The sequence below is a fragment of the Hanstruepera sp. CR43 genome, assembly GCF_055227665.1.
Window position 1 is genome coordinate 2610001 of the sequence record NZ_CP200078.1, and the last position, 12318, is coordinate 2622318.

Consider the following 12318-nt stretch of genomic DNA (forward strand, 5'->3'; position numbering starts at 1 on the left):
GACGCGAAACCGTGTGATCTACCCATGGGCAGGGTGAAGCTGTGGTAACACATAGTGGAGGCCCGAACCGGTTGACGTTGAAAAGTCTTCGGATGACCTGTGGGTAGGGGTGAAAGGCCAATCAAACTCGGAAATAGCTCGTACTCCCCGAAATGCATTTAGGTGCAGCGTTGATTTATAGTTTTATAGAGGTAGAGCTACTGATTGGATGCGGGGGCTTCACCGCCTACCAATTCCTGACAAACTCCGAATGCTATAAAATGTTGATCAGCAGTGAGGGCATGGGTGCTAAGGTCCATGTCCGAGAGGGAAAGAACCCAGACCATCAGCTAAGGTCCCCAAATGTATGTTAAGTTGAATAAACGAGGTTGAACTGCTTAGACAGCTAGGATGTTGGCTTGGAAGCAGCCATTCATTTAAAGAGTGCGTAACAGCTCACTAGTCGAGCGGTTCGGCATGGATAATAATCGGGCATAAACATACTACCGAAGCTATGGACTTGAAAAAGTGGTAGGGGAGCATTGTAGTGTCGTCGAAGGTGAGTCGTGAGGCTTGCTGGAGAAGCTACAAAAGAAAATGTAGGCATAAGTAACGATAATGCGGGCGAGAAACCCGCACTCCGAAAGACTAAGGTTTCCTCAGCTATGCTAATCAGCTGAGGGTTAGTCGGGACCTAACGCGAACCCGAAAGGGGTAGTGGATGGACAACAGGTTAATATTCCTGTACCTGCTCACACTAAAAGTGACGGAGGCGAGAAGTTGGTGCGTACTGACGGAATAGTACGTTGAAGGAAGTGGTAACACTCCGATAGTACACTAAGGCTACGGCCGCGGTGATAATCCAGCATATCGACTTCCAAGAAAAGCGAGTGAAGCAGCCCGTACCCTAAACCGACACAGGTAGTTGGGATGAGAATTCTAAGGAGCTCGAGAGATTCATGGCTAAGGAACTAGGCAAAATAGACCTGTAACTTCGGGAGAAAGGTCGCCCCGCTTCGGCGGGGCCGCAGTGAAAAGGTCCAGGCGACTGTTTATCAAAAACACAGGGCTATGCTAAATCGAAAGATGACGTATATGGCCTGACACCTGCCCGGTGCTGGAAGGTTAAGTGGAGGGTTTAGCTTCGGCGAAGATCTGAAATGAAGCCCCAGTAAACGGCGGCCGTAACTATAACGGTCCTAAGGTAGCGAAATTCCTTGTCGGGTAAGTTCCGACCTGCACGAATGGTGCAACGATCTGGACACTGTCTCAGCCATGAGCTCGGTGAAATTGTAGTATCGGTGAAGATGCCGATTACCCGCAGTGGGACGAAAAGACCCCGTGAACCTTTACTATAGCTTAGTATTGGCTTTGGACAAGTAATGTGTAGGATAGGTGGGAGACTTTGAAGCGGCGTCGCCAGGCGTTGTGGAGTCATTGTTGAAATACCACCCTTTGCTTGTCTGGAGTCTAACCCCGCACAACGGGGGACAGTGCTTGGTGGGTAGTTTGACTGGGGTGGTCGCCTCCAAAAGAGTAACGGAGGCTTCTAAAGGTTCCCTCAGCACGCTTGGTAACCGTGCGTAGAGTGCAATGGCATAAGGGAGCTTGACTGAGAGACATACAGGTTGATCAGGTACGAAAGTAGAGCATAGTGATCCGGTGGTTCCGTGTGGAAGGGCCATCGCTCAAAGGATAAAAGGTACTCCGGGGATAACAGGCTGATCTCCCCCAAGAGCTCACATCGACGGGGGGGTTTGGCACCTCGATGTCGGCTCGTCACATCCTGGGGCTGGAGAAGGTCCCAAGGGTTGGGCTGTTCGCCCATTAAAGTGGCACGCGAGCTGGGTTCAGAACGTCGTGAGACAGTTCGGTCTCTATCTACTGTGGGCGTTAGAAATTTGAGTGGATCTGACTCTAGTACGAGAGGACCGAGTTGGACGAACCTCTGGTGTACCAGTTGTCCTGCCAAGGGCACTGCTGGGTAGCTACGTTCGGAAGGGATAAGCGCTGAAAGCATATAAGCGCGAAACCCACCACAAGATGAGATTTCTTTAAAGGGTCGTGGGAGATGACCACGTTGATAGGCTACAGGTGTAAAGGCAGTAATGTCATAGCCGAGTAGTACTAATAACCCGTAGGCTTATTGTACGCCGTTCTTTTTATAGGTACAACAAATGTTCATGTAGACTTTTCAATATGTCAACAATATACGGACCAAGTGTCCGAAAGACTTAAGGTGGTTATAGCGACGGGGCTCACCTCTTACCATTCCGAACAGAGTAGTTAAGCCCGTTAGCGCCGATGGTACTGCACTCGTGGGAGAGTAGGTCGCCGCCTTTTTTAAACACCCTTCCATTATACAATGGAAGGGTGTTTTGTTTTGTAAGATTTTTTAAATTGAGTTAGGATAAAATAAAAAAGCTTGGTATATACCAAGCTTTTACTACTTAAAAAAGTATTATATCTTTATTCGATTATCTAGTAATACCTCTCGAAATTACGATTTTCTGAATCTCTGAAGTACCTTCATATATTTGAGTGATTTTTGCATCGCGCATTAATCGTTCTACATGATATTCCTTAACAAAACCATTGCCACCATGAATTTGAACGGCTTCAACTGTTTGTTCCATAGCAACTTTACTGGCATATAGTTTAGCCATTGCACTAGACATATCGTAATTATTGCCTTGGTCTTTATCCCAAGCAGCCTTCATGACTAACATGCGTGCAGCTTCTATTTCTGTATGCATATCAGCTAACTTGAATGCAATTGCCTGGTGATTACAAATCTCGGTTCCAAAAGCCTTACGCTCTTTCGAATATTTTAATGCCAATTCATATGCGCCTGAAGCTATTCCTAAAGCTTGAGCAGCAATTCCGATGCGTCCGCCTGAAAGCGTTTTCATTGCAAACTTAAACCCAAAACCATCTTCACCAATTCTATTTTCCTTCGGAACTTTTACATCGTTAAATTGGAGTGTATGTGTATCGCTCCCACGAATTCCTAGCTTATCTTCTTTAGGACCAATATCAAAACCTTCCATCCCTTTTTCAACAATAAAGGCGTTGATACCACGATGTCCTTTATCTCGATCGGTTTGGGCTATTACTAAATATACGTCGGAACGACCACCATTGGTTATCCAGTTTTTTGTTCCATTAATAACATAATGATCACCCATATCTATAGCTGTAGTAGCTTGCGATGTTGCATCACTACCAGCTTCGGGCTCACTTAAACAAAAAGCTCCTAGATATTCCCCAGTAGCTAATTTTGTAAGATATTTTTGTTTTTGCTCTTCACTGCCATAGGATTCTAGCCCATAACAAACTAAAGAATTATTCACGGAAACCATAACCGAGGCTGATGCATCAATTTTAGATAGTTCTTCCATAATCAAAACATATGAAATAGCATCCATGCCACTTCCTCCATACTTTGGGTCGACCATAATACCTAGGAAACCAAGTTCACCCATTTTACGAACCAATTCGTTGGGAAATGTTTGTGTGTTGTCACGTTCAATAACACCCGGAAGTAATTCGGTTTGTGCAAAATCACGAGCGGCATCGCGAATCATTATATGCTCTTCTGTTAAGCTGAAATCCATAATCTAGTTTGATTGTTTATTTGAAAAATTGATTGCAAAGATAAGGCATTATTAGAAGTATTTCAATCGTTATAGTTATTTTTACGAATATGATAAAAGACAGGTATAATGTAATTGGTGTCATGTCTGGAACTTCACTAGATGGTATAGACATTGTTTATGCAACTTATAATCTTGACGAAAGATGGAAATTTGAGATTCATAAAGCTGTGACTTTTCCCTATTCAAAACGTTGGAAAAAAATATTAAGCGATTTGCCAAATGAATCGATGCCTTTACTACATGAGATTGATAAAGATTTTACGGCTTTGTTAGCAGAAAAAATTGAGGTTTTTATTGATGTTAGCGGAATTGAAGATATTGATTTTGTTGCTTCCCATGGGCATACAGCGTTACATCAACCTGAAAATAAACTAACGTACCAAATTGGCAATATTTCAGATTTGGCAGATATTTTAAACAGAAAAGTTGTTTGTGATTTTAGAGTTCAAGATGTTGAATTTGGTGGTCAAGGAGCACCATTAGTGCCCATAGGTGATCAGTTATTGTTTTCAGACTTTGACTACTGTTTGAATTTAGGTGGTTTTGCAAATATTTCAACTGATATAAATAATGAACGTATAGCTTATGATATTTGCCCAGTGAATATTGTGCTGAACTACTATATGAGTCAAATAGGAAAAGATTTTGATGATAAAGGTCAATTAGCTTCAACTGGAGAAATTTATGAGCCTCTTCTAGAAAAATTGAATATATTAGATTTCTATCATTCCGATTATCCAAAATCATTGGGTTATGAGTGGGTAAAGGAGCATATTTTTCCTTTGATAGCTTCATATAAGTTAGAGCTAAATGACATTTTGAGAACATTTATAGCTCATTGCGCTTATCAAATTTCAAAAGGGATAAACAAAAAAAATCATTCGAAGGTACTTATTACTGGTGGAGGAGCCTACAATGACTTTTTGATTTCCGAAATAAAAACAATGACGAAAAACACGCTTGTGCTACCCGAAAAGTTATTGATTGAATACAAAGAAGCGTTGATATTTGGCTTATTGGGTGTTTTAAAGATACGCAATGAAATAAACTGTTTAGCAAGTGTAACGGGAGCATCAAAAGACCACAGCTCCGGAAAAATATTCGAGCCCTAAAATTATTATAAAATTAATATATACCGATTTTTTGTTTTTTATATTTGTTGACAATAACTAACTACATGAAAAATTTACTTCAAAAGTACGAAGACAAAGCTCCCGAAATTATTTTTAATTGGAAAGATCCCGAAACAGAAGCCGAAGGCTGGACCGTTATTAACTCTTTGAGAGGTGGTGCTGCAGGAGGCGGTACAAGAATGCGTAAAGGACTGGATATGAACGAAGTATTGTCGCTTGCAAAGACTATGGAAGTGAAATTTACAGTATCTGGACCCGCTATTGGAGGTGCAAAATCTGGAATCAATTTTGATCCGAAAGATCCAAGAAAAAAAGGGGTTTTAGAGCGTTGGTATAAAGCGGTTTCGCCATTGTTGAAAAGCTATTATGGTACTGGAGGAGACCTAAATGTTGATGAGATTCATGAGGTTATTCCCATTACAGAAGAAAGTGGTGTTTGGCATCCACAAGAAGGGGTTTTTGAAGGACACTTTAAACCCTCTCAAGCTGATAAAATTAACAGAATTGGACAATTACGTCAAGGTGTTATTAAGGTAATTGAAAATCCAAACTATTCTCCTAGTGTATCCCGAAAATATACAGTAGCCGATATGATTACTGGTTTTGGAGTAGCCGAAGCCGTAAAACATTATTACGATATTTATGGAGGGAGTATTAAAGGGAAACGAGTGGTTGTTCAAGGGTTTGGTAATGTGGGGTCCGCAGCAGCATTTTATATATCGAAAATGGGAGCTAAAGTTGTTGGCATTATTGATATAGCTGGCGGCTTAATTAACGAAAATGGATTTTCATTTGAGGAAATTACCGATTTGTTTTTAAATAAAAACGGCAATACACTTGCTGCTGATAATCTGATTCCATTTGAAGAAATGAATCGGAGGATTTGGTCTTTGGAAACAGAAGTTTTTATGCCATGCGCAGCATCAAGATTGATAACCAAAAATCAAATAGATGAAATGATCAAGAGTGGATTAGAGGTCATTTCATGTGGTGCTAATGTGCCTTTTGCAGATAAGGAAATTTTCTTTGGACCTATAATGGAGTATACTGATGGTAAGGTGAGTTTAATTCCTGATTTTATATCAAACTGTGGAATGGCCAGAGTATTTGCCTATTTTATGGAACGACGTGTTCAAATGACGGATGAAGCTATTTTTAACGATACATCCAATACCATAAAAAAAGCGTTGCAAAATGTTTATGACCAAAGCCAATCAAAAACGGAATTAAGTAAAACAGCATTTGAAATTGCATTAGGGCAATTAATTTAAAAAGATAAAGAAAATTTATGGAGTCATTAATTATTATAGTTTTTGTAGTAGGTTATTTAGCTATTACACTTGAACACAATTTAAAAATAGATAAGCTCATTCCGGCTTTAGTCATGATGTCCCTGTGCTGGGCACTCATAGCATTAGGGCTAGAACATTTTCCACAATGGTTTGATTCAGCAAAGCATAATTTGCTAGAAAACTTTGGGTTGCTAGATCATGAGGAGAAAATGCATCTTATGGAAGAAACACTACTGCATCATCTTGGTAAGACGGCAGAGATTTTAGTGTTTTTACTAGGCGCTATGACCATTGTTGAAATTATTGACTATTTTGATGGATTTTCTACTATTAAAACGTTCATAAAAACCAAAAGTAAGAAACGTATCTTGTGGATATTTGGGTTTTTGGCGTTTTTCTTATCGGCTATAATAGATAATTTAACCGCAACCATAGTTTTGATATCCATCCTTCAAAAAATAGTTCCTGATAGAAATATTAGAATTTGGTATGCAGGTTTAATTATCATTGCTGCAAATGCTGGTGGAGCATGGTCGCCAATTGGAGATGTCACCACAACCATGCTTTGGATTGGCAAGAAGGTTTCTACTGGTCATTTATTTGTGTATTTGTTTGTGCCCTCGTTACTGTGTATGTTAGTTCCCTTTTTTATTGCCAGTTTTTTATCTCCTTTCAAAGGTAATTTGGAGTACACAGACGAAGATGATAAACCTAAAAGTCGTTTTAGTTCAACGATGTTGTATTTGGGGTTAGGTGGTATCGTATCGGTGCCAATCTTTAAAACCATTACACATCTGCCTCCTTATGTTGGTATGATGTTGGCCTTGGGTGTTGTGGCAGTTTTTGCTGAAATTTATAGCTCATCAAAATTTAGTTTATCTGGTCTAGATTCAGAACATGACGATGCCCATGGAGCCCATAGTCCTGTGCACCATTCGCTTTCAAAAATTGAAATGCCAAGTATTTTGTTCTTTCTAGGAATATTAATGGCGGTTGCTGCACTAGAGTCTTTGGGAATTTTGTTTGGTTTTGCAACATCCTTACAAGAAAATATGCCTATGCTTGGTACCGAACTACACCATGAAGGTGTTTCGGATTTAGTGGTGCTATTATTAGGTGTTGGTTCTGCGGTAATTGATAATGTACCATTAGTAGCTGCAAGTTTAGGAATGTTTTCAGTACCTATGGATAATGAATTATGGCATTTTATAGCCTATTCAGCAGGAACAGGTGGGAGTATGCTTATAATAGGATCTGCTGCTGGTGTTGTCGCTATGGGTATGGAAAAAATTGATTTTTTCTGGTATTTGAAAAAGATTTCATGGCTGGCGTTAATTGGATTTTTAGTTGGGGCGGTGGCATTTATGTTTACAAGAACCATTTTTTGATATAATTTAGTAACAAATCGCACGTTATAAGTTTAAAATAGACTAATTAAAATATGATAAATTCTATTATTCAAGAAGTTCAGGAAGGTTCAGAAGTTTTAACTGATGGAGAATCAGTAGAAAAAACCTTATCCATAATTGAGTTGATAACCAGTGGCGGAACTGCTGGTGGACTAATAATAATATTATTATTTGTTTTGTTGGTAGTAGCTTCATATATCTACTTTGAAAGGCTTTTTGCCATAAAGGCTGCTTCTAAAATAGACAACAACTTTATGAATCAGATAAAGGATCATGTAAGCAATGGAAAAATAGATTCGGCTCAAATGCTTTGTGCGCAGGTTAATACACCAGTATCGCGATTGATTAGTAAAGGGATTACTAGAATAGGGAAACCTCTGGAAGATATCAATACGGCCATTGAAAATGCTGGACGTTTGGAAATTTATGGTTTGGAGAAAAATGTGAGTATGTTGGCGACTATTTCAGGAGCAGCACCAATGATTGGATTTCTTGGCACAGTAATTGGAATGATTTTAGCAATATTTGAGTTGGCCAATGCTGGAGGAACCATTCAGATGGATGTGCTTGCAAGTGGATTATACACAGCTATGACCACTACGGTTGCAGGGTTGATTGTTGGGATTGTAGCCTATATAGCTTACAACCATTTGGTTGTCAAAACCAATAAGGTGGTTTATCAAATGGAGGCAAATTCTCTGGAGTTTCTAGATCACTTAAACGAGCCTATTTAATATGGATATCAGAGGTAGAAATAAGGTAACGCCGGAATTCAATATGTCATCCATGACAGATATTGTATTTCTGTTACTGATATTTTTTATGATCGCATCTACGTTAGTAACAACTAGTGCAATTGATATTATATTGCCAAATGCCAGTGGCAAAACTGAAAATAAAAAATCGGTTGCTGTTAGTATCACAAAGGATTTACGGTATTATGTAGACGAAAAATTGGTTGGTGAAAGTGTTTTAGAAACAGAAGTTTTAAACGCGCTGTCCAACCAGGAGCAACCAACATTGGTACTACGAGCAGAAAAAACAGTTCCTGTAGATAATGTTGTCAAGGTTATGGATATTGCCAACAGAAATAAAATTAAAGTGATATTGGCTGTAAAACCAAATTAACGTGAAGTATTTAGAGACCAAACATGAACGAAATTCAGCAAAAATAACAACATTGATTGTGGTTATTTTATTGTTGTTACTGTTTGTTGTTGGTCCGCCATATATGGACCCACCAATCGAATATGGTGTTGCTGTCAATTTTGGTAATAGTCCTGTTGGGCAGGGTAATGTTCAGCCTAAAAAGCCTGTTAAGTCCGAACCTCAAGAGGTGCAAAAACCGGTGGAGGAATTATCTGAATCCAAACAAGAAACTTCAGCACCAGCTTCATCTGAAAAAGTTAAAACCGAAGATGTTTTAAATCAAGAGAATCAAGAAGCTATTGCTATAAAAAAACAAAGGGAGGCTGAACGTAATGCTAAAATAGAAGCAGAGAGAAAAGCCAAAGCAGAGGCTGAAGCAGAACGTATTGCTAAAGAAAAGGCTGAACAGGAAGCTAAAAAGAAAAAATTGGATGCCTTGATAGGCGGTGTTAGTAAATCAGAGGGCACAGAAACAGGTGGTGAAGGCAATGATAATTCACCTGGAGATAAAGGACAATTAGATGGTGACCCTTATGCGCCCAGTTATTTTGGGGATCCAGGTAGTGGTTCTGGGGGTAAAGGTTATGGTTTAGGAGGTAGAGGAACAGCAACTTTTATTAAAGTTGTCCCCGATTGTCAAGAGGAAGGTCGTGTGGTTGTTGAAATTCATGTGAATAGGGATGGAAAAGTTATTAAAGCTATTCCTGGAAAGAGAGGAACTACAGGAGACTCTTGTTTGTTTGAAGCGGCTAAAAAGACTGCGCTATCCCACAAGTGGCCACCAGATTCCAAAGCGCCTCAAACCCAAATAGGCTGGGTTGAAGTTAACTTTAGTTTAGGTCAGTAATTTATGACATATCAAGATACTTTAAATTGGATGTTTTCGAAGCTTCCAATGTATCAGAGGCAAGGAAAGTCAGCTTATAAAGCAGATTTAAAAAATTCCATTAATCTTGCTGCCCATCTCAATAACCCTCACAGCAAATTAAAATGTATTCATGTAGCTGGAACAAACGGTAAAGGCTCAACGAGCCATATGTTAGCTTCCATACTACAGGAATCAGGTTTAAAAGTAGGCTTGTTTACTTCGCCTCATTTAAAGGATTTTAGAGAGCGTATCAAGATCAATGGGCAGATGGTCAGTAAGCAGTTTGTAATCGGTTTTATCAAACGTAATAAAACGTTTTTAAATGAGAATCACTTGTCTTTTTTTGAGATGACTTCGGGTATGGCATTTGATTATTTTGAAAAACAACAAGTTGATATTGCTGTTATAGAAGTAGGATTGGGAGGCAGATTGGATTCTACAAATATCATTACACCTCAAGTTTCTGTAATAACCAATATTGGTTTTGACCATACCCAGTTTTTGGGTGATACTTTGGAAAAAATTGCTTTCGAAAAGGCTGGCATCATAAAAGAAAATATACCAATTGTAGTTGGTGAGAGTCATAATAAAACGGAAGATGTTTTTAGGCACATCGCTAAAGAAAAAAATGCGCCTATTTCTTTTGCTGATAAAGAGAAACTTGACAACTATCAAACAGACTTAAAAGGACACTACCAGCAACATAATATAAAGACCGTACTTAAAACTATAAAGGCTTTAAAAAGGATAGGGTATAAAATAAACGACGAGGCCATTAAAAAAGGATTGTCGCTTGTTGTGAAAAACACTGGATTGCAAGGGAGATGGCAGATTTTGGGAACCAATCCAAAAATCATTTGTGATACAGCCCATAACAAGGAAGGTTTAACGTTGGTTATGGAGCAATTAAAAGCTGAAAATTATCATAATTTGTTCATGGTTTTTGGAGTGGTCAATGATAAGGACATCGATGCTATTATTCATTTGTTGCCAAAAGAAGCCTACTATTTTTATTGTAAACCGAATGTGCCAAGAGGTATGGAAGTTGATACATTAAAAAATAAATTTGATGATTTCAATTTTCAAGGAGAAGCCTGTTCTAGTGTTTCAGATGCCTTGGAGAAAGCAAAATTAAAAGCCGCACCTGAAGATTTAATTTACGTAGGCGGGAGTACCTTTGTAGTTGCTGAAATTATTTGATTTTTTTAGTAAAAAAGTTTTTGCGGTAAGAAAAACTAATTTATATTTGCAATCCAATTACAGAGGGCGATTAGCTCAGTTGGTTCAGAGCACCTCGTTTACACCGAGGGGGTCGGGGGTTCGAATCCCTCATCGCCCACAAAAAGTCCGTCATAAAGCGGACTTTTTTATTTTCGGGTCATTAACTCAGTTGGTTCAGAGTGTTACCTTGACAGGGTAGAAGTCACTGGTTCGAATCCAGTATGACCCACAAAAAAATCCTAATGTTTTGAGCATTAGGATTTTTTGTTTTAGGTAAATACCAACTAGTCCCAAAAATCCAGTACACGCTCAAGTGCCATGCCTCGGGACCCTTTTATTAATATTAAGGAATTTTTAAAATCATATGTTTCTGCGGCCTCTTTGTAATCGGAAAAGGATTTATAATAATCAATTGAGTTGGTGTTGTTATTTGTTTTATAAAAATTTTCTCCAATTAGAATCTTTTTATGAAAAGGCATGGATTCTACAAGATTTTTTATGGCTTCATGTTCAGCAGGAGCTTCATGTCCCAATTCAAACATATCACCAAGAATAACTACTTTATTTTGATGATTTTGATTATTAAAATTATGCAATGCTGCTGACATACTGGATGGATTGGCATTGTAAGCATCAAGTATAATTTTTACATTTCCTTTGGTAATTATTTGTGAGCGATTATTTGCTGGAATGTATTCTTCAATAGCAGATTTAATATCATTAACGGGTACACTGAAGTAATTACCTATAGCAATAGCAGCTGAAATATTTCCAAAATTATAGTTGCCTATCAAATTACTATGTATGATAGTATTTTTAAATTCAATAGAAACGAAAGGGTCGGCATCTAGGAAATCTATGGTTGTTTCGGAGGAATTTTTTTGAGTACCAAAAGATATTGTTTTTGCGTTAATGCTCTTCTCCAGCTGTATGGGATCATCGGCGTTAATAAAAATATAATTGTCATGACCAATTAAATAGCGATACATTTCAGTTTTTCCTTTTATAACACCTTCAACACCGCCAAATCCCTCTAAATGCGCCTTACCAAAATTTGTAATATAACCAAAATCGGGTTTCGCTATACTACAAAGAAATTCAATTTCCTTTTGATGATTGGCACCCATTTCAACAATCCCTATTTCAGTATTTTTGGTCATTGATAACAACGTAAGTGGCACACCAATATGGTTATTTAAATTCCCTATTGTTGCTGTCGTGTTATATTTTTTTGAAAGAACGGCATTAATGAGTTCTTTAGATGTAGTCTTTCCATTACTACCAGTTAATGCTATAATTTTTAAACCTAAATAATCGCGATGAAATGTAGCCAGGCTTTGTAATGTTTCCAACACGTTTTGAACTAAAATTGTGTTTGATCGGTCATGGAATTCAGGTTCGTCTATAACGGCATATTTAGCCCCTTTTTCTAATGCCTCTTGAGCAAATTTGTTTCCATTAAAATTATCACCTTTTAAGGCGAAAAACATGGTGTTTTGTGAAATTTTCCTTGAGTCAGTCGTTACGGAATCACATTCTAAAAAGCAGTTGTGAATTTGGTCTATGTTCATAAAATAAATGTATAAAAAAAGTCCTGACAAGTGTCAG

9 protein-coding genes, 2 tRNA genes and 2 rRNA genes (1 of these 13 only partly in view) are annotated in these 12318 nt (G+C 38.3%); 11 read left to right on the top strand and 2 right to left on the bottom strand.

Going from position 1 to position 12318, the window contains the following annotated elements:
* Positions 1-2130: ribosomal RNA gene (locus tag ACKXGU_RS11980) — 23S ribosomal RNA — on the top strand (it extends 693 nt beyond the left edge of the window).
* 84 nt (positions 2131-2214) lie between these two features.
* Positions 2215-2322: ribosomal RNA gene (rrf, locus tag ACKXGU_RS11985) — 5S ribosomal RNA — on the top strand.
* A gap of 134 nt (positions 2323-2456) precedes the next feature.
* On the opposite strand, the gene ACKXGU_RS11990 is transcribed toward rrf, so the two are convergent.
* Positions 2457-3596, bottom strand: a complete 1140-nt coding sequence (locus ACKXGU_RS11990) for an acyl-CoA dehydrogenase (protein WP_463465526.1) — start codon at positions 3594-3596, stop codon at positions 2457-2459.
* An 89-nt stretch (positions 3597-3685) separates the two neighbouring features.
* Between ACKXGU_RS11990 and ACKXGU_RS11995 the strand changes: the two genes are divergently transcribed.
* The 9 genes from ACKXGU_RS11995 (at position 3686) to ACKXGU_RS12035 (ending at position 10939) form a co-directional block, all read left to right on the top strand.
* Positions 3686-4750 (top strand): anhydro-N-acetylmuramic acid kinase, encoded by a 1065-nt coding sequence (locus ACKXGU_RS11995; RefSeq protein WP_463465527.1) that lies wholly within the window; start codon positions 3686-3688, stop codon positions 4748-4750.
* Positions 4751-4815: 65 nt separating this feature from the next.
* Positions 4816-6042 carry a Glu/Leu/Phe/Val dehydrogenase dimerization domain-containing protein gene (locus tag ACKXGU_RS12000; RefSeq protein WP_463465528.1) on the top strand — a complete coding sequence of 409 codons (1227 nt, stop codon included), beginning with the start codon at positions 4816-4818 and terminating at the stop codon, positions 6040-6042.
* Positions 6043-6059: 17 nt separating this feature from the next.
* Positions 6060-7451 carry a sodium:proton antiporter NhaD gene (nhaD, locus tag ACKXGU_RS12005; protein WP_463465529.1) on the top strand — a complete coding sequence of 464 codons (1392 nt, stop codon included), beginning with the start codon at positions 6060-6062 and terminating at the stop codon, positions 7449-7451.
* A 53-nt stretch (positions 7452-7504) separates the two neighbouring features.
* Positions 7505-8206, top strand: a complete 702-nt coding sequence (locus ACKXGU_RS12010; RefSeq protein ID WP_463465530.1) for a MotA/TolQ/ExbB proton channel family protein — start codon at positions 7505-7507, stop codon at positions 8204-8206.
* Position 8207: 1 nt separating this feature from the next.
* Positions 8208-8600, top strand: a complete 393-nt coding sequence (locus ACKXGU_RS12015; RefSeq protein WP_103051983.1) for an ExbD/TolR family protein — start codon at positions 8208-8210, stop codon at positions 8598-8600.
* Between the two features lies 1 nt (position 8601).
* On the top strand, positions 8602-9468 hold the full coding sequence (gene tolA / locus ACKXGU_RS12020) for a cell envelope integrity protein TolA (RefSeq protein ID WP_463465531.1): 867 nt from the start codon (positions 8602-8604) through the stop codon (positions 9466-9468).
* Positions 9469-9471: 3 nt separating this feature from the next.
* Positions 9472-10689: a bifunctional folylpolyglutamate synthase/dihydrofolate synthase gene (locus ACKXGU_RS12025; protein WP_463465532.1), complete on the top strand. Its 1218-nt coding sequence runs from the start codon at positions 9472-9474 to the stop codon at positions 10687-10689.
* Between the two features lie 64 nt (positions 10690-10753).
* Positions 10754-10828 (top strand) — tRNA-Val (locus ACKXGU_RS12030).
* Positions 10829-10864: 36 nt separating this feature from the next.
* Positions 10865-10939: transfer RNA gene (locus ACKXGU_RS12035), tRNA-Val, on the top strand.
* Between the two features lie 55 nt (positions 10940-10994).
* Here the strand turns inward: ACKXGU_RS12035 and ACKXGU_RS12040 are convergent.
* A complete protein-coding gene (locus tag ACKXGU_RS12040) occupies positions 10995-12281 on the bottom strand; it encodes a UDP-N-acetylmuramoyl-tripeptide--D-alanyl-D-alanine ligase (protein ID WP_463465533.1) in 1287 nt (428 codons plus the stop codon).
* Positions 12282-12318: the final 37 nt, after the last annotated feature.